Source organism: Geobacillus sp. CAMR5420, from assembly GCF_000691465.1.
Lineage (GTDB): Bacteria > Bacillota > Bacilli > Bacillales > Anoxybacillaceae > Geobacillus > Geobacillus thermoleovorans.
Genome location: NZ_JHUS01000064.1, coordinates 126,684 through 144,602, shown reverse-complemented (window position 1 = coordinate 144,602; position 17,919 = coordinate 126,684). Strand labels below are relative to the sequence as shown.

The 17,919-nt window shown below is 53.3% G+C and carries 16 protein-coding genes; 10 read left to right on the top strand and 6 right to left on the bottom strand.

What is annotated here, in order from left to right:
• The 7 genes from DI44_RS01255 to DI44_RS01285 are packed head-to-tail and all read left to right on the top strand — an operon-like array spanning position 1 to position 7,652.
• Entirely contained in the window at positions 1 to 1,449 is a 1,449-nt protein-coding gene (locus DI44_RS01255) for an oligosaccharide flippase family protein (protein WP_033026346.1), read from the top strand.
• Positions 1,450 to 1,481: 32 nt separating this feature from the next.
• On the top strand, positions 1,482 to 2,540 hold the full coding sequence (gene wecB / locus DI44_RS01260) for a UDP-N-acetylglucosamine 2-epimerase (non-hydrolyzing) (RefSeq protein ID WP_033026344.1): 1,059 nt from the start codon (positions 1,482 to 1,484) through the stop codon (positions 2,538 to 2,540).
• 12 nt (positions 2,541 to 2,552) lie between these two features.
• Entirely contained in the window at positions 2,553 to 3,941 is a 1,389-nt protein-coding gene (locus DI44_RS01265; RefSeq protein ID WP_033026343.1) for an O-antigen polymerase, read from the top strand.
• Positions 3,942 to 5,057 carry a glycosyltransferase gene (locus DI44_RS01270; RefSeq protein WP_033026341.1) on the top strand — a complete coding sequence of 372 codons (1,116 nt, stop codon included), beginning with the start codon at positions 3,942 to 3,944 and terminating at the stop codon, positions 5,055 to 5,057. It abuts the gene before it with no gap.
• On the top strand, positions 5,054 to 6,133 hold the full coding sequence (locus DI44_RS01275; protein ID WP_033026339.1) for a glycosyltransferase: 1,080 nt from the start codon (positions 5,054 to 5,056) through the stop codon (positions 6,131 to 6,133). The genes DI44_RS01270 and DI44_RS01275 overlap by 4 nt, the downstream gene beginning before the upstream one ends.
• Entirely contained in the window at positions 6,133 to 6,399 is a 267-nt protein-coding gene (locus tag DI44_RS01280; RefSeq protein WP_015375868.1) for a hypothetical protein, read from the top strand. Before DI44_RS01275 ends, DI44_RS01280 begins: the two co-directional genes overlap by 1 nt.
• Positions 6,396 to 7,652 carry a glycosyltransferase family 4 protein gene (locus tag DI44_RS01285; RefSeq protein ID WP_015375867.1) on the top strand — a complete coding sequence of 419 codons (1,257 nt, stop codon included), beginning with the start codon at positions 6,396 to 6,398 and terminating at the stop codon, positions 7,650 to 7,652. Before DI44_RS01280 ends, DI44_RS01285 begins: the two co-directional genes overlap by 4 nt.
• A gap of 106 nt (positions 7,653 to 7,758) precedes the next feature.
• On the opposite strand, the gene DI44_RS01290 is transcribed toward DI44_RS01285, so the two are convergent.
• From DI44_RS01290 to DI44_RS01310, 5 genes are all read right to left on the bottom strand, one after another.
• Positions 7,759 to 9,090, bottom strand: a complete 1,332-nt coding sequence (locus tag DI44_RS01290) for a SpoIID/LytB domain-containing protein (RefSeq protein WP_015375866.1) — start codon at positions 9,088 to 9,090, stop codon at positions 7,759 to 7,761.
• 3 nt (positions 9,091 to 9,093) lie between these two features.
• Positions 9,094 to 9,771, bottom strand: coding sequence for an SH3 domain-containing protein (locus DI44_RS01295; RefSeq protein WP_013146448.1), 678 nt, complete (start codon positions 9,769 to 9,771; stop codon positions 9,094 to 9,096).
• Positions 9,772 to 9,989: 218 nt separating this feature from the next.
• On the bottom strand, positions 9,990 to 12,437 hold the full coding sequence (locus tag DI44_RS01300) for an SH3 domain-containing protein (protein WP_033026337.1): 2,448 nt from the start codon (positions 12,435 to 12,437) through the stop codon (positions 9,990 to 9,992).
• Between the two features lie 237 nt (positions 12,438 to 12,674).
• Complete coding sequence (locus tag DI44_RS01305; protein ID WP_015375865.1) at positions 12,675 to 13,682, bottom strand: LCP family protein; 1,008 nt, start codon at positions 13,680 to 13,682, stop codon at positions 12,675 to 12,677.
• A 32-nt stretch (positions 13,683 to 13,714) separates the two neighbouring features.
• Positions 13,715 to 14,356 (bottom strand): YigZ family protein, encoded by a 642-nt coding sequence (locus DI44_RS01310; RefSeq protein WP_015375864.1) that lies wholly within the window; start codon positions 14,354 to 14,356, stop codon positions 13,715 to 13,717.
• A gap of 219 nt (positions 14,357 to 14,575) precedes the next feature.
• Here DI44_RS01310 and DI44_RS01315 point away from each other — a divergent pair, with 219 nt between their 5' ends.
• From DI44_RS01315 to DI44_RS01325, 3 genes are all read left to right on the top strand, one after another.
• Complete coding sequence (locus DI44_RS01315; protein ID WP_033026334.1) at positions 14,576 to 15,757, top strand: sensor histidine kinase; 1,182 nt, start codon at positions 14,576 to 14,578, stop codon at positions 15,755 to 15,757.
• On the top strand, positions 15,754 to 16,428 hold the full coding sequence (locus tag DI44_RS01320) for a response regulator transcription factor (protein ID WP_020278885.1): 675 nt from the start codon (positions 15,754 to 15,756) through the stop codon (positions 16,426 to 16,428). Before DI44_RS01315 ends, DI44_RS01320 begins: the two co-directional genes overlap by 4 nt.
• A gap of 255 nt (positions 16,429 to 16,683) precedes the next feature.
• Positions 16,684 to 17,529, top strand: a complete 846-nt coding sequence (locus DI44_RS01325; protein ID WP_033026332.1) for a DegV family protein — start codon at positions 16,684 to 16,686, stop codon at positions 17,527 to 17,529.
• Here the strand turns inward: DI44_RS01325 and DI44_RS19030 are convergent.
• The gene (locus tag DI44_RS19030) at positions 17,526 to 17,669 is read right to left on the bottom strand and encodes a hypothetical protein (protein WP_157832561.1); all 144 of its coding nucleotides are present in this window, start codon (positions 17,667 to 17,669) and stop codon (positions 17,526 to 17,528) included. The two genes, DI44_RS01325 and DI44_RS19030, sit on opposite strands and share 4 nt — an antisense overlap.
• Positions 17,670 to 17,919 lie beyond the last annotated feature (250 nt).

The following is a 17,919-nucleotide window of genomic DNA, read 5'->3' as shown; positions in this document are numbered from 1 at the left end:
TTGTTCTCGGCATTCAAGCGTTTAGGAGCGGATTCGCTCCTTTACGCGTTTATGAACGTCGGCACGAAGCTGATTGCCTTTTTGATGCTGCCGATTTATACAAGCTATTTGTCAAAGGCGCAGTACGGGGCGGTCTACTTGATCGACCAATGGACGTCGATGCTGACATTTCTCGTCATTTTCGGTACGGATTCGGCGCTCTCTTTTTACTATTACGACACGGACGACAAAGAGAAGCGCCTTTTGTATGTGCGCAACGTCATGTACTTCCGGCTGTTTGTCGTCGCCATCTTATTTTTGGCTGTCGTTTTGGCCGGTCCGTGGATCGCAGGCGCGCTGTTTCAAGAACCTCGCTATGTCGATTTGCTGTACATCAGTATCGCGACGTTGCTGCTCGATACGATTTTCGTCATGGCGACGACGGTGCTGCGGTTTGAATTTCAGACGAAAAAAGTCGTGATTTGGACGCTCGTGAAAATGCTGCTTGTCTCTGTGCTGTCGTATGCGGCGCTCCGGTGGTTCGCGGCGACGCCGGAAGGGCTGCTCATCGGCCGGCTCGTGAGCAGCGCGCTCGTGTTTTTGTTGATGCTGCATTTGACCGTCAAGTATATGGTGTGGCGCGTGCGCTTTGACGTGTTAAAGGAGCTGCTTGCCTACGCCGCCCCGCTCGTGCCGACTTCGCTCGCCTTTTGGGTGATCGCCAACGTCAGCACGTTTTTCATCCAACGGTTTGCGTCGTTGGAGGAAGTCGGGGTGTTTGGGGTTGCCTTGCGTCTCGCGACCGTGATCACGCTCATCACGAGCGGCGTGCAGATGGCGTGGCGTCCGTATTCGATGTCGATGAAAGACCGGCCGGAAAGCCGTGCGCTGTTTGCGAAAGTGTATATGGCGCTTTTGCTCATTGGAGCGTTTGGGCTGCTTTTGATCGCCACGGCGAGCCCGTGGCTTGTGGAAACCTTTTTCAAACAGGAATATCGCGATGCAGCGTCCTATATCCCGTTTTTATCGGCCGTCACGTTTTTGAACTTTTATTATCTAATTGTTTCCACCGGCTTGTTTTTGACAAAGGAAACCGGCTATATTTCACGGGTGTTCACGCTAGCGGCGCTTCTTCATCTTGCGTTGAACGCCGTTTTGGTGCCGCTTTGGCTCAGCTGGGGGGCGGTCGCGGCCAGCCTCATTACGTATATGGTCGCTGTGGCTTTCATTTTTCGCAAAAGCCAGCAAGTGTATCCTGTGCCAGTGTCATGGAAAAAGATGGCTTTGGTTTTGGTCGGCACATTGCTCGCCCTCATCGTCATCGTCTACGTTCAGCAGGCGCCGCTTGCTGACGGCTGGGTGCTCGCTGGTTGGGGCTTGTTTGCCGCCACGCTCTTTGCCAGCCGGGTTGATCGTGATTTGCGCCGTCCGGTGCGCACGATCGAGGATGAAAATGCGCAAAATACTTGATAACCGCTCATCTGATCTAGGAGGTGTTTCGGATGAAAATCGCCACCGTGTTAGGCGCCAGACCGCAGTTTATCAAGGCTGCCCCCGTCTCGCGCGTCTTGCGAAAACAATATACCGAAGTGCTGATCCATACCGGGCAGCACTATGACCCGAATATGTCGGCCATTTTTTTTGAGGAGTTGAATATTCCGACGCCTGACTACTATCTTGGGGTGGGTTCAGGCAGCCATGGAAAGCAAACGGGCGAAATGCTGATGAAAATTGAAGAAATTGTCATGCAAGAAAAACCGGATTATGTGCTCGTCTATGGCGATACGAACTCGACGCTCGCGGGCGCTCTTGTCGCAGCGAAGCTCCATATTCCCGTCATCCACGTCGAAGCCGGACTGCGCAGCTTCAACAAGCAGATGCCGGAAGAAATCAACCGCATCATGACCGATCATGTCTCCGAGCTCTTATTTTGTCCAACGGAGACGGCCGTGGAAAATTTACGAAAAGAAAATATTACGCGAAACGTCTGGAATGTCGGCGACGTCATGTATGACGCCATTTTGTACAACAAGGAGCTCGCACAGCGCCAATCGACGATTTTGGCTGATTTGTCGCTGGCGGAACAATCCTACTACTTGATTACCATTCACCGAGCGGAAAATACCGATGACCCCGACAAATTGAAAGCCATTTTGGCTGCTTTTGCGGACATCGACGGGACGAAAGTGTGGCCGATTCATCCGCGGACGCGGCATAAGCTTGAAGAGTACGGCTTGGACGCTTCGGCGATTCCAGGGCTTCGGCTGATCGATCCGGTCGGTTATTTGGACATGCTTCGGCTAGAGAGCGGCGCGAAAAAAATCATCACCGATTCAGGCGGCGTGCAAAAGGAGGCGTATTTCTTGCGCGTGCCTTGCGTGACGGTGCGCGAACAAACCGAATGGGTGGAAACGCTCAAAGGCGGGGCGAACATCTTAACCGGCACGGACCGCGAGAAGATCGTCGCGGCGGTCCACAAGGAAGTCGCCCCTGTTTATGCGGACGTCTTTGGCGATGGGCATGCGGCGGAGAAAATCGTGGCGGCGATCGGACAGCGATAAGGGTGCGTCGGCATGTTGGACGTGTTGATCTGGTTGATTGTTCTTGTCGCCTCCACCTTGATGTTTCGCTATGCAGCGGGGACGCTTTCATGGACGGCGCCGAATCTCGTGTCGATTGTGTACTATTACTCGTTCCTTCTGTCGAGCTTCATCGGCGCGCTGCTGATCGCCTTGGGGATGGACGATTACTACATGATTCGCAAGCTGTTTCGGCCTGAGGAATACCGGCAGATTGGATTTGCTGTCGTATGCTTTGTCATGATCGTGTTCCCGCTGTCGATGGTGGTCGTTTCAAGGCTGTGCGGATTTGAAGCGAGGCAGGAGTTTCGCGCCTATTTGCAAAAGCCGCTTTCTCCGTTGGCTGGAGCGACGGGCAGCCAAGTGTTTTATGCGTTTTTGGCGCTGTCGCTGCTCAGTTTTGTCGCCATTGCGTATATGATTTGGAAAACGCCGACGATTCCGGTGTTTGCGCTCTTGACAGGGACGGATGAGAGCTTGGCTGCGTTGCGTGTTGAGGCGTCGCGCCATTTTGCCGGAAACGTGCTCGTTCGCAATATTTTTGCCATTACGCTCACGCCGCTTTTGTCGTTTATCGCTTATTTGTTTGCCGAGCTGACGCACGAGTGGCGGTGGAAGCTGCTGTTTATCTGTCTGTTTGTCGGGGCGGTGTTCGTCAATGTGTATGATTTGGCCAAATCGCCGATTTTCTTTTACGTGATGATGTTTTTGCTGATTCGCATCTACATTGGAAAAACAAGGCTGTCGGCGGCGAAATTGGCGCTGTATGGGGGAGTGGGGGCGGCGGTGCTCGTCGGCATGTACATCGTCATTCAAGGGGTGCAAGATGCCACGACCTTTTTGTCTTACAACAAGGGCCCGATCGGCCGCATGATTTTGGCGCAAATCGCGCCGACGTTTCTTCATTTGAATTTGTTCGGCGAAGCGCTGCCATTTCTTTATGGAAAAAGCTTGCCCTCGATTTTAACAGGGTTGTTTGACGTCGAGAACGTCCGCTCCGCCCGCCTCGTGATGGCGCACGTGTTCCCGGAGCGGATCGAGGATGGAACGGGAGGGGTGCTCAATACGCTCTTTGTCGCTGAGGCGTATGCGAACTTTGGCTACGTTGGAATCGTCATCGGCACGCTGTATGTCGGTGTCGTGACGCAGCTGTTGTACATTGGGTTTCTACGGCTGCCAAAAAATCCTTTGTTTTTAAGTTTGTTCGTTTATTTTTCCATTAACATCCCCCGCACGCTCGTCGGTGGGTTCACCGATTTTTTGTTCAATCCGACCTGGGTGCTGCTCGTGGCGTTGTTTGGCGGAATGGCGTTATGGCTGCGGGTGCAGGGGGATTTACGGGCATGGTTTGCAACGAAAAGGCGAATCACTGATGAGGGATGAATGATGAAAACCGTATTGATTTATTACCCGTTTTCACTCGCCGCGGAACGAAACAGCGGGTCAAAGCTGCGGCCGTATGAAATGCATCAGGCGTTTTTGCGCTGGGGAGCGAAAGAGGGAGTGGACGTTCTTCTGATCGCCGGCACGTCAGCCGAGCGGGAGAAGCAATTTCAAGAGCTCCGCAGCCAAGGCAAGCTCGATGATGTCTGGTTTTGCTATATGGAAAACCAGACGATTCCGCTTTGGCTCACGGACCCAGGACACCGGCCGCAACGTCCGTTCGTCGACCGGGACGTTCTCCGCTACTTGAAAGCCCGCAACGTTCCGATCGGCGTCTTTTACCGCGACGTCTATTGGAAGTTTCCTGATTTGTATCCGCTCCGCGGTTGGAAAAAAGCGGCCATGCAAATGATGTACCGTTGGGAAGAACGGTTTTACGAGCGGTACTGCGATGTCATCTTTTTGCCGAGCCTCGAAATGGGAACATATGTCGCGATCCGCCGCCCGATGGTCGATTTGCCGCCGGGTGGGAAGCAAAAGCCGTTTCAGCGGTTCGGGACGGCGAAACAGCCGCTGAATGCCATTTATGTTGGCGGCATCAACAATGCCGACTATGGGCTTTTGCTCCTGCTTGAGGCGATTCGCTTGGCAAACCGCCGCAAGCCGCTTGTTTCGCTCACCGTCGTCTGCCGAAAAGACGAGTACGAGCGGCAGCCGCTTGCGGTGAAAGAAGAGCTTGCCGCCTTGCAAGTGCGCGTCGAGCACGTCAGCGGCGAAGCGCTCGACCGTTTGTATGCGGAGATGGATTTCGCCTTCATCCCGCGGCGGCGGAGCGAGTACAATGATTTTTCCGTTCCCGTCAAACTGGTCGACTATCTGTCGAGCGGCCTGCCGATTGTCGCCACCGCTTGCTCAGCGCAAAAGCGATTGATTGAAGCGGATGGGTATGGCGTCATTTGCGACGACAACCCGTCGTCGATGGCAGAAGCGATCGCCAAGATGGCGGACATGCTCGAGGAGTGCCGCTTGCGCATTGCGCGGACGTTTATGGCGAAACATTCATGGGAAGCGAGAGTGGAAAAGGTGAAAGAAACGTTGGTGGGGGGCCTCCGATGAAAGTCGCCTTATTGGCTCCAAGCAAATCGATCCATACGCATAAGTGGGCCCGCTTTTACCAAACGCAAGGCATCGATGTGAAAGTCGTGACGTTTAAAGACCATTACGGGCCGGAGCAAGCGAAAGAAGTCGAGACAGTCGTGCTGCCGAAATGGCTGCCGGGGAAGTTGTCGTATTTTTCCACTGTCTTTTCATTAAAGCGGCTGCTCGCTTCGTTTCGACCAGATATTTTGCACGCCCATTATGCCTCCAGCTACGGGTTGATCGGGGCGCTTGCGGGGTATCATCCGTTTTACGTCTCCGTCTGGGGACGCGACGTGTATCAGTTTCCGAATGCCAATCGTTGGAACCGACGGATGCTTGAATATACATTCCAGCGTGCGGATGTCATTTGTTCGACAAGCCATGTGATGGCGAAAGAAACCGGAAAGTATACGGACAAACCGATCGAAGTGACGCCGTTTGGTGTTGATGTCGCCCGCTTCAAACCGTTGCCGAAACAGCCGAAACGGACCGTGACGATCGGCACGGTGAAAGCTCTTTCCGACAAGTACGGGATCGCCGATTTGATTCGGGCGTTTGCCATTGTGCACGAGCGGCATCCGCAAACGGAGCTGTTGATCGTCGGCGACGGGCCGCAGCGGAGCGAATACGAGGAGCTGTGCGCCCGCCTCGGCATCCAATCCGTGACGACGTTTGCCGGCAAAGTTCCGAACGAACAAGTGCCGCTGTATATCAATCAAATGGATATTTTCGCCGTGCCTTCGACTGAAGACAGCGAAAGTTTTGGCGTTGCCGCCGTCGAGGCGATGGCGTGCGGCGTTCCCGTTGTCGTCTCCAACGTCGGCGGGCTGCCGGAAGTCGTTCGTGAGGGAACAACGGGGTTGATCGTGCCGAAAAACAGTCCGGAAAAGCTGGCGGAGGCGTTCGAACGGCTGCTGCTTGATGAGAGGCTGCGGCAACGAATGGGGGAAAACGGCGTCAACCATGTCCATGAACATTACGATTGGACGGAAAATGCGATGCGCATGATCCGATTGTATGAACAAACGTTGAAAGGCGGTGGAGGGAGTTGATGAGGAACAAAGCCGTCATGTCAGCCGCCGCGGTTGGTGCTCGTTTGTTGCCGAAAGCGGAGGCTAAGTCGCGAAGCCGGCGGCTTTCCGTTGGCAAGCTCATGATGACCGTCGGTTCGCGGCAACGATTATCCATCCAAGGACAGCGGGACGATGCCAGGGGGGCGTTTCCCCTTTTCCACGCCTCGTTTGCGCTCGCCTCTTGGCGCTCGAAATGGAACGTTCGTTTGCGATTTTTTGGGAAAGTGGTGTGGAGCGGGCCATGAGGATCATGTACCTATGCCAACACTTCCCGCCGGAAACAGGCGCACCGCAAATTCGTGTGTATGAGGTGAGCAAAGAGCTGATCAAACGGGGGCATCAAGTGGAAGTGCTCACGGCGTTCCCGCATCATCCGCACGGCGTCATCCCCAAGCCATACCGCGGCCTGTTTTATTTGTTCGAACAATGGGACGGCATTCCCGTTCATCGGACATGGATTTATCCGTCGCCAAAGGGGAGCTTTTGGAAACGGCTCGCTTCGTATTTTTCGTTTACGTTCAGCTCGTTTTATTCGCTGCTTGTGAAAGCGAAGCCGACGGATGTGATCATTTGCAATTCCCCGCCGTTGTTTTTAGGGATCACCGGGTACGTGGGTGCGAAGTTGAAACGGGCGAAGTTTGTTTTCAACGTCGCCGACATTTGGCCGGAATCGGCCGTTGAGCTCGGCATTTTGAAAAATCGGCTGTTCATTCGAATGGCGAGATGGCTCGAGCTGTTTTTATACCGGAAGGCGTGGAAAATCGCCGCCGCGACGGAAGGCATTCGCGATTATATGATTGAGCAAGGGAAAGCGCCCGAGGATGTCTTTTTATTGCCGAACGGCGTCAACACGGATGTGTTTCGCCCGTTGCCGAAAAACAAGAAGCTGCTCGCGGAATTAGGGCTCGAAGGAAAAGTGGTGTTTACGTACGCCGGAACGATGGGATACGCCCAAGGGCTCGATTCGGTGCTGCGGGCGGCGGCCATCGTCAAAGCGAAAGATGAACGGGCGCATTTCCTGTTTGTCGGCGACGGCCAAGAGCGGGAAAAGCTGATGGCGTTAAAAGAAGAGCTTGGCCTTGACAATGTGACGTTTTACGGATCCGTTCCGGTTGAGAAGATGCCGGAGATTTTCTCCATCACCGATTACAGCATCGTTTCGCTGCGCAACATCGACTTGTTTAAAGGAGCAAGGCCGTCGAAAATTTTCCCGGCGATCGCCACCGGAACCCCGGTGCTGTATTGCGGCGAAGGGGAGAGCGCAGAGATTTTAGAAACATACCATTGCGGAAAAATCGCTCCTCCAGAAAATCCCGAACAGATCGCCGCGGCGGTTCTCGAGCTGCTTTGCCTTCCGAGAGAGGAATACGAAAAGATGGCGGAAAATGGGCGCAAGTTGGCGGTGGAGCAATACTCATGGATTCGCATTGTCGACGATTTGCTTCACGCCCTTGGCGATGAAACAAAACGTGAATCCGTCAGATGGACAGAAAAATAGAAAAAGAAGAAAGGGCGTTCCGCTCACAAAGAAGGACGCCCTTTTTTGTTCCCGCGTGATGCCGAGGTGGAGAGCAAAATCCCGTATGACATCATGGACTCTGTCGCTAGAACGAGACTTCAGCACCGGGGAAGTAGTGTTCTAAAATTTGCTCCGCCGTCCATCCGCGCTCGGCGAATGCTTTTGCTCCGTATTGGCTCATGCCGACCCGGTGCCCCCAGCCTTTTCCCGTGACGGTGATCGAGCTGACCCCTGACGGCGAGGCGGAAAGCGGCATGATGCCATCCGTTGTTTGTACTTTGATTCCTTCGACGCCGGCGAGCGAAACCGTTCCGTTCTCTGTTTGGACAGAATAAGATGACAAGGAAGAGGCGGCGATGCTGCCGTTCGTCGTTTGAATCGACACGGATGGACCGCTTTTTTGCACTTGAATGTCGAACCAGTTGGACGGCAAGATGCCGTAAAATTGATTGCCGTCTAGCGGGAACAGTTTGCGGATGGTCGTTTCATTGCCTTTCACCGTTTTTTCGCCGGCCGAGGTTTCAATCGTGACGGCCCCCACTTCCCCGTTCGCGCCGGTTTTGGTGATCGAGACGTCGTATAAAACAACCGATGGATCGGTGAGCCCGAACGAACGCAGCAGCACAGACGGGGAGAAGGTGAACGACCAACGGCTGTACGGCGATGATTCATACGGGTCATCGACGCTCGCCAAATATGGGTAGGCGGTTTGCGACGAGTTCCAGACGTCGCTTACGTTGGCGGTTCTGCCGCCGCTTGTCGAGTGGTAATACGTTTCAATGACACTGCCATTATATTTAAGATACAATCCTCTTGTCGCATCCACTGCCTCGTTCGATCGGGGAGATTCTCCATCATATCCTTTATACGTCTGTGTGTTTGGATTGGTCGTCAAACTTGTTTTATGTTTATAGGCATAGTTTCGGGCTGCAATGGCTTGCGCCTTCAGCGCCTCAAGCGGCCAAGAGGCAGGCATCTCGCTCGGCACGACTCCTTTTAAATAATCTTCCATATCTAAAATATTGACAGCATACAAGGCGCTGTTTTGCAGGCGAATGTCGACGCTTCCCCGATACCGCGTTTGGTTCACCTTGACAAGGGACAACGGCGCCGCGCCGATTGTTTCTTGAATAGTAAATCCGGTGCTTGAAAAATCCGTCTTTCCATTGTACGTGACAAACACGGTCGAAGAGGAAGACCGAAATGTCAGATTTGTCCCGCTTGGCAACGGGGTGATCGTCAACGTCTCTTTATTGACGATTTGATAGTTTCCTTCGACGGCGGCTGTCACCGATGCCCCTTTATATAAAAGGACTTGCACGGGATTGTTGTACGTTTTCACCCCAGCGGCGTTCGAGGCGGAAGGAGAGGTGATGAGCCAAAACAGGACGACGGCCAACCACGCTAGTTTTTTCACCGTCTACTTCACCTCACCAAATTCAGCGGCCATCCAACCCCGCCGCCCGTCAGACAGCTGCACGTTGTACCATTTCTCTCCTTTGCTGTTGGTAAACGGCTGGATATAGACCATCTCTGTCCCTTTTGGAACGGTCGCAATAATCGGATAAGAAGTCGTCGCTCCTTTTCGAATATTGACCGCGGCCGTGGCGATGACGTGCTTGGTGCTGTCGCTGCTGACAGCGGATGTCGAGACATCGCCTGAATGGATCCATCCTTTCAGCGATGAAGATAGGACGACGTTGTACCAAAGTCCTTGGGAAGTAAGGTGCGCCCCGACGACTTGCAGTGAAGCCCCTGCCTGTTTATAAGTGATGACGCGGTAGCTCGTTGACGCTCCGCTGCGGACGGCCGCATTGTTTTTCGCTACATAGACGACAGAAGGCAAAGAAGGCGAAGCGGGTTTGCTGGCAAGTTGTTGTTGAAGCTGTTGAATTTGTTGTTGCTGGGCGGCCAGTTGTGCTTTCAGGTTGGCAATGTCGTTTTTCATCGGGTTGAGCTGGGACGTCACCCAGTCGACGCTCGCTAACACGACTTCTTCCGATGCTTTCATCGCCGATGGCGTAAACAAGAGGGCGCCTGCCGTCATTCCGACCGCCAGGCTGGCAGCAACGGCCCATTTGGCTTTTCGTTTCATCATGTTCATCTCCCCCGTTTTTGGATATGGAAAGAAAGGAGAATAATAGCTTTCCTAAAAGGCCGGTGAAACACAACGGATTCGCTTGGTTCATGAGGAATCGCAAGGAATGAAAACGCGATGTTGCCATGTTTCTCCAGCTTGAGAAACACCGTTGCCAAAGCTTTATATCCGTTGCATCATCGGCCTTCTCATGCTATTATTCTCCGAATGTGAACAAACTAGAATTGGCTGAAGTATTCTTCCAGTCCTTCGCGAATGCCGACGGCTGCTTTTTGGCGGAACGCTTTCGTTTTGAGCAGCGCCTCTTCATTCGGATTGGAGATGAAGGCGAGCTCAACAAGAATGCTCGGCAGCTCGTTTTTCCGGTTGACGTAAAAGTCTTGCGTTTTATGGCCGCGGTCATATGTTCCGAGCTGTTGGACAAGATGTTTTTGCACGATGGCGGCCAACTGCTCGCTTTTTGGCCCGTTGAAGTTGCTCGATACGTTGTAGTACGTTGTCGTTCCGCGAGATGTCCGCGAGTACGAGTCGGCGTGAATGCTGATAAAGGCGTCGTAGTCGGAACTGTTGGCGATCCATGTCCGTTCCGACAGCTCCAAAAAGATGTCGGTGCTTCGCGTCAAATTCACGATCGCTCCGGCCCGCTCCAATTCTTCTTTTAGCAATAAGGCGGTGTCCAGCGTAATATCTTTTTCCCGCGTGCCGCCAGGGCCGATCGCCCCGGTATCGTGCGCCCCGTGCCCTGCGTCAATAATGATTTTTTTGCCCTTGAGTCCGGTCTCGAGAATTTTCAGCGCCAATCGGTCGCTGTAATGGCGAAGGGTGAACGTGTACCCCGGTTCAAAGGTGATGAGCAGGCTGCTGCCCGTCCACTCCACCGTTTGGATGCCTGGAATGTCGGTCGACGGGACTTCAGCGTAGGAAAACGAGCCGGTGATTTTCAGGCGATTGCCAGGCAACAACGAATAGGAGACGCGGAAATTAGACGTTTTTTTCCACGTCAAATAGGCATTGTCGTTGATGGTCGAAAACGTCGGTTCCACGAGACTATTTAAGGCGACGGTAGAGGTGCTCGATTCTTCCACCCATCCGCGGACGCCATTGGATGTTTCGACATTCAGCCATCCATGATATTCGTAAAGGACAGCAAGCCGCTCATTCGCTGCCAGCGTCTTCAACGATTGATAGTTTGAAGAGGCGCCTCGGCGCAGCGGAGTGCCCGCCTGTTTGACGTATACGTAGGATGGGGCGTTGACTTCAAACGCCGGCATCCATCCCGTTTTCCCCGATGCAGAGGTGACTTGCACCCAGTCGAACGGAGATGCTTCTGTCGTCTTCAAAACCGTGACCGTTCGGTTTTTCGCAATCCGCTCGATGACGGCGGCGCTCAACGAAGGTTCGGCAAACAGCGCCGCATTAGCGGTTGTCACCTGCTTTTGCTTCCCCTGGCTGGCTGGTGGGGAAAGGTAGGATTTGGTTACGACCGTCTCGTGCACCCAGCCGAGCGTTTTTCCATTGAGGGACACTTTGTACCAAAGCGCTCCCGACGCATCTTTGGCGCTTGACAGGCTGTTCAGTTTGGTTCCTTTTTTCAGTTGGGTGACGACTTTTGCTTTTAAAGATGGAGCTTGCCGCACATTGGCGACCGACACGCTGACCGTCAGCGGCTGGCCTGAGATGCTGGACGTATCCGAGACACCGCTTGGAACCGAAATGGTTGATGACATCGTCAACACTTTTTCCGACACCCATCCCCGGACATGTCCGAGATCAACGCGGTACCAAAGTTCCTGACCATTTGTGACGAACAAATCGATCACTTTGACAGATTGACCGCGTGACACTGTGGCGACGGCGCGGTAATGGACGCTCGCCCCGCGGCGAACCGGGGAGGACTGCACAACGTTCATGAATGTCGGCAAAAGTGTCGGAAGCTGTTTGGGTATGTAGATCTGTTCCGTTTTCACCCATCCTTTGACTCCCGCCCACTCCACACGCACATACTGTTCCCCGAGCGAATTGGTGAACTCGGCCATGATGGAGACGACATCGCCGTTAGACAGTGTTTTTACGACCGGATAGTAAGGGGATGCCCCCTTGCGCATCGCGATGTCGTTGGCGGCGATGACCGCACGCTTTCCGACGAGCATGGAAGGTGGTTGGTTGGAAAAGCTGTCCGCACGCGCCCAGCCGGTGACGCCTCCGTACTCGATGCGGTACCACGTTTCACCATAGGCGTTTTGAAACTCGTCTATGACGTTCACTTGTTGGCCAGCGGGAATCGAACCAACGGCCCGATATGAATCGGTTGCCCCTCTTTTCAGCAACGAGTCTTGCTTGGCGAACATCACGTTAGGGAAGGCGGAAGAGACATGCGCTTCAGAAAAGTCATCTGCCCGCGCCCAGCCCGTGATGCCCTTGTATTCGATGCGATACCACGTTTCGCCAGTAGCATTTTGGAACTTGTCGATGACCTTTACTTGTTGGCCAGCGGAAATGGATTCGACGATTTGATAGGAATCCGTCGCTCCTCTCCTCAGCAAAGCGTTATGCTCCGCGACCATGAGTGTCGGTGAGGATGAGGAAGGACTTCCATCGGCGGCCAAGGCGGCTGACGGCCATAGCGGGCAAGTCGCCAACAAGACGGAAAGAAGCGTTTTTTTCAAGGATTCGATCCCCCCTTTTTCTCAAGTTTGTGTTTTCTATACTATCATAGCGAATTTTGCCGTTTTATCCAACCCGAATTCAGTCCTATTATGAGAAAAAATGAAAAGTTTTGTTGAAAAAGAGAGAAAAAAGCAGAGGACATGAAAGGTTGTGCTCTTTCATCATCATTGCGGCATGATACGCTGTAAATGGAAAAAGGCGCCCCATTGCGTTTGGGAGCACCTTCTTTGTGATCGTTAATTTTGGCTTTGTGTGGATGGTGAATCGCTGCGCGTGAGGGAGGCGTTGGACGTCTCGAGCGCTTGCCGCAGCGTTTCATTGATTGAGCTGACCGATTGCTCGTCCGGGATGTAGTAGTACACGCCGTTGATCGTTTCGTCGTATCCTTTCAAATGCAAATTTTCTACATCCGCGTTTTTCATTTTTTGATAGACGTAGATGAATGACAACAACTCGGACGGAGGGATGTTCGTCCGCACGTGATCCCCTAAATCGGCGATGACGTCATCCAGCTTCGGCAGCGAGGTGATGGACGTGCTTTTGTCAATAATGGCGCGAATGACTTGCTTTTGCCGCTCGTTTCGGCCAAAATCGCCGCGGGGGTCCGATTTTCTCATGCGCACATAGGCGAGCGCTTCATTGCCATTCAACTCTTGTTTGCCTTTATGGAACGTATGCCATTTGAGCGAACCTGTCAGCTGAGCTTTGAATGTGAACGGAACATCCACCGTGACGCCGCCTAGGGAATCGACAATTTTTTCGAACCCTTCAAAATCCGTCGTCACGTAATAGTCGATCGGAACATTGATCAGCTCATTGACGGCTGCAATGGTCGATTGAATGCCGCCATGACTGTAAGAATGGGTGATTTTGTCTTTCCGCCCTTCGCTCGGGATGTAAACGCGCGTATCGCGGGGAATGCTCAACAAATACACTTTGTTCGTCTTCGGATTGACGGTCAACAACATGACGACATCAGACCGCCCCTCCTCGTCGTGGTACTGGTTTTCCACTCCGACTAACAGAACGGTAAATGGGTCTTTGCGCATCTCAATGTTTCTTGCCGGCTTGCTTGATGGATCAAGCGCTTGATAAATTTTGCTTGACGCCTGTTTCGCCTCGGAGTAAATATTGTAGCCAAAGGCGCCGACACCCCCGAGCAACAGAAGAAACACGAGCAAAAAGAATCGGCGGAGCCGCTTTTTTTTCTTTCGCTTTTTCACCGTTTTTCTTGTATGATTCATCGTTTAACCCTTCTTTCCTTTACGGTGTCGTTTTAGGAAGACGAAAGCAGCCGCTCGGCATACTCCATTGCTCCCGCCTGAATGTCCGCCCTTCCGTTTGTCAGTTCGGTCATCCACTCGCCGAACGAAGACTGGCCGTCCTCGGGAACGAGAACGTCAAATGTGACGCGGTCGGCATATTGGATATTTTTAATAGTATATACGGAAGAGCGCAGCTCATTTTCCACCTTCCCAAGCCACGGGTAGTCGATCGTAACATGCATGACGCGCATGAGCCGACGCTCGACGATGCCGGCGGCGTTCAGCCCCTCGGAGACGGCGCGGCTGTAAGCGCGCACCAACCCGCCCGCGCCGAGCTTGATGCCGCCAAAGTAGCGGGTGACAACGGCGACGGTGTCTTTCACCCCTTTTTTCTTCAGCACCTCAAGCATCGGCACCCCTGCGGTGCCGCTCGGCTCGCCGTCATCGTTCGCTTTTTGGATTTGGTCATGCTCGCCGATCAAATAGGCGGAGCAGTTGTGGGTGGCATCCCAATGCTTCTTCTTGATTTGTTGAATAAAGGCGACGGCCTCTTCCTCGGTTTCAGCGCGATTGATATAGCAGATGAACCGTGATTTTTCGATCACGATCTCGCGTTCGCCGTATCCTTTGACCGTGTAATATGTTTGCAACAAAGCAAAACACCTCAACATACAAAAAACGCGAAAACGGTTTAATTTTGTTCATTTTTTTGCATGAATGGCTAGCGCTCTACTCTCATTATGGTAAACTGAAAATAAAAGAGCAATAGATAGGGCATGCTTTTATTATTATAAATCGACAACTTTTTTCCTTCAAACAAATTTTGCTGGCGCCCATGCGCACCGCTTGGCAGCGCTGTTGGAGGTTGGCAAATGGCTGAGGCAAAACAGTGGGACGTGAAGCAGTTGGATCGGATTGTCGAAAAAATGATCGACACCGTTCAACACAGCAAAGACGAAATTTTCCGCATCGGGGAGCAGTCGCGTCAAGAGCACGACCATTTGCTTCGCGAACTCGAGGAGGTGAAGCGGCTGACCGTGCAGGCGATCGAAGAAGCGGATCAGCTGGAAATGAAGGCGCGTCAGGCGCGCCGCCGCCTGTCGGAAGTGAGTCAAAACTTTTCCACCCACTCGGAGCAAGATATTCGCGAGGCGTATGAAGCGGCGCATGAGTTGCATATGAAGCTGACGATGGTGCGCGAGCGGGAGAAACAGCTGCGGTTGCGCCGCGACGAGCTCGAGCGGAGATTGGCGAGCCTTGCGCAAATTATCGAACGCACCGATTATTTAGTTGGACAAATTACGGTCGTGCTCCACTACTTAAACAGCGATTTCCGCCAGGTCGGCGAGCTTATTGAAGGAGCGAAGCAAAAGCAGGAATTTGGGCTGAAAATCATCGAAGCCCAGGAAGAAGAGCGGCGGCGGCTGTCTCGGGAAATCCATGACGGCCCGGCACAGCTGCTCGCTCACGTCCTTCTTCGGTCTGATTTGGTCGAAAAGGTGATCAAAGAGCGAGGGACAGAGGCGGCGATCGCCGAAATTCGCGATTTTCGCAAAATGGTGCGTTCGGCTTTGTCCGAAGTGCGCCGCATCATTTACGATTTGCGGCCGATGGCTCTTGATGATTTAGGATTGGTTCCGACGCTAAAAAAATATTTGCAAACGACCGAAGAATATAACAAGGGAGTCCACATTTCCTTTGTACATATCGGCGAAGAAATTCGGCTGCCGTCGCGGATGGAGGCGGCCGTGTTTCGGCTTGTCCAAGAATCGGTGCAAAACGCCTTGAAGCATGCCGAAGCGCGCCATATCGACGTCAAAATGGAAGTGACGTGCCACCATCTGCTTGTCAGTGTCAAAGACGATGGCAAAGGATTTGATCCGTCGGTCAAAAAAGAAAATGCGTTCGGCTTGATTGGAATGCGGGAGCGGGTGGAGCTGCTCGGCGGCACGCTCGACATCCGCTCAAAGATTGGCAGCGGAACGACCGTGTTCATTCGCGTTCCGCTCGACCGTTCGACTGACAAAACGAACAAGGAGGAAAGGAAACGATGAAAACACGCATCGCGATTATCGACGATCACCAGCTGTTTCGCGAGGGCATCAAGCGCATTTTGGAATTTGAGGGCGATTTTGAAGTCGTGGCGGAAGGAAGCGACGGAAGCGAAGCGCTTTCGATCGTCGAAACATACCGCCCCGATTTGGTGCTGATGGACATCAACATGCCGGACATCAACGGCGTTGAGGCGACGAAACAGCTGATTGAAGCTTACCCTGATACGAAAGTCGTCGTGCTGTCGATTCATGACGATGAAAACTATGTCATGCGCGCCCTGCAGACGGGAGCGACCGGGTATTTGTTAAAGGAGATGGATGCCGATACGCTCATTGAGGCGGTGAGAATCGTCGCCGAAGGCGGTTCGTACTTGCATCCGAAAGTGACGCACAACTTGATTCGCGAATACCGCCGCTTGACGACAGAAAAAGGCGGCGCAGTGGTTAAGCAGGAGGTGCGCCGTCCGCTTCATTTGCTGACGCGGCGCGAGTGCGAAGTGCTGCAGCTGTTGGCCGACGGCAAAAGCAACCGCGCCATCGGCGAAGCGCTTTACATTAGCGAAAAAACGGTGAAAAACCATGTCAGCAGCATCTTGCAAAAATTAAACGTCAATGACCGGACGCAAGCCGTTGTGGTCGCGATCAAAAACGGCTGGGTGGAAGTGCGCTAATGGCAATGCCCCCTTCGTTTCCGCCTATTGTCAGCGGATTGGATGGGCGTCTGGCGGCTGGTGTTGAGGGGATCGAGGCAGCGATGCTTCGTTGTTGGTGTGTCCGTGGTGAGGACAAGCTGTTTTGTAGTTGGCGGCAAGCGGCTTTGTTTAGGTCCTTGCGGTGCGCTATCCCCCATTTGGATTCGTAGTGGTGGGCGGTTTGTCTTTTTGGTATAATGGAAGAAAATTTGAAATCAGGAAGGAATGGCGTTCGTGAAAACGGCAATTGTCACCGACAGCACGGCCTACTTGCCGAAAGAGGTGCGCGAGAGGTTGGGCATTCGCCTGATTCCGCTCAGCGTCATTTTCGGGAATGAGACGTACCGCGAAGAGATTGATATGACGGCCGATGAATTTTTTGCCAAAATCAAGCAGAATCCTAAGCTGCCGACGACATCGCAGCCCTCAGTCAGCGAATTTGTCGACTTGTTCACTGCCATTCGTGAGGAAGGGTACGACGCTGCCATCAGCATCCACCTTTCAAGCGGCATCAGCGGCACGTACCAAGGGGCGGTCACGGCAGGGACGATGGTGGACGGATTGCGTGTTTACGCATACGACTCGGAAATCAGCTGCATGGCACAAGGGTTTTATGCGATCGAAGCGGCGGAAATGGCGCAGGCGGGGAGGTCTCCTGAGGATATCATCGCTCGCTTGGATGAAATGAAACAAACGCTGCGCGCCTACTTTATGGTCGATGACTTGGCCCATCTGCAGCGGGGCGGACGGCTGACCGGGGCGCAGGCGTTCATCGGCGGCCTCTTGCAAATCAAGCCGCTTCTTCGCTTTGAAAACAAAGTGATCGTGCCGTTTGAAAAAATCCGCACGCGCAAAAAAGCGATCCACCGCATCGAAGAGCTGTTCGCCGAAGATGCGGAAAAGGGTGTGCCGCTCAAAGCCGCCATCATCCACGCCAACCAGCCCGATGAAGCGCACCGCTGGCGCGATGAGCTGTCCGCCCGCTATCCGCACGTCGAATTTTCGATCAGCTATTTTGGCCCCGTCATCGCCACGCACGTCGGCGAAGGCGCGCTCGGGTTGACGTGGTATCAGCCTTAAGCCGAGGCCGCAAAGCGCCGTCTCGAGGCTCCACAGCCAAGCGCAAGGCGGAACGGTGCGCTCCGCCTTGCACGGCGGCGGATTCTCGTTTCCGCTGTATGGTCGATCAAGATGTTTCCGTCTTCCCGTTTGGCGTTCATGGGACGAAATGATCCGAATGAGTTTTGGGCCATGTTGATGCTATTCATAGTGGATGCTATTTCATATAATGTTTTTATCGATTTCCTCATCCAACTTCAATGCGCTTGCCATTCTCCTTCGGCGGTATTCTCTATAACTGCCCGCAGTTGACGAATTCATCCGTGACAAACATAAGAGCGAGAAAGCCTATTCCCTTTAGGTGTGGGGAATGTCAAATTCGTCAGCTGCATCGTCTTCCTCTCCTCTCTC

Bases quoted from the DNA above. Each gene is read 5' to 3' on its own strand.
- wecB (WP_033026344.1), top strand. From the start codon at position 1,482: ATGAAAATCGCCACCGTGTTAGGCGCCAGACCGCAGTTTATCAAGGCT.
- DI44_RS01265 (WP_033026343.1), top strand. From the start codon at position 2,553: ATGTTGGACGTGTTGATCTGGTTGATTGTTCTTGTCGCCTCCACCTTG.
- DI44_RS01270 (WP_033026341.1), top strand. From the start codon at position 3,942: ATGATGAAAACCGTATTGATTTATTACCCGTTTTCACTCGCCGCGGAA.
- DI44_RS01275 (WP_033026339.1), top strand. From the start codon at position 5,054: ATGAAAGTCGCCTTATTGGCTCCAAGCAAATCGATCCATACGCATAAG.
- DI44_RS01280 (WP_015375868.1), top strand. From the start codon at position 6,133: ATGAGGAACAAAGCCGTCATGTCAGCCGCCGCGGTTGGTGCTCGTTTG.
- DI44_RS01285 (WP_015375867.1), top strand. From the start codon at position 6,396: ATGAGGATCATGTACCTATGCCAACACTTCCCGCCGGAAACAGGCGCA.
- DI44_RS01295 (WP_013146448.1), bottom strand. From the start codon at position 9,771: ATGATGAAACGAAAAGCCAAATGGGCCGTTGCTGCCAGCCTGGCGGTC.
- DI44_RS01305 (WP_015375865.1), bottom strand. From the start codon at position 13,682: ATGAATCATACAAGAAAAACGGTGAAAAAGCGAAAGAAAAAAAAGCGG.
- DI44_RS01315 (WP_033026334.1), top strand. From the start codon at position 14,576: ATGGCTGAGGCAAAACAGTGGGACGTGAAGCAGTTGGATCGGATTGTC.
- DI44_RS01320 (WP_020278885.1), top strand. From the start codon at position 15,754: ATGAAAACACGCATCGCGATTATCGACGATCACCAGCTGTTTCGCGAG.
- DI44_RS19030 (WP_157832561.1), bottom strand. From the start codon at position 17,669: ATGAACGCCAAACGGGAAGACGGAAACATCTTGATCGACCATACAGCG.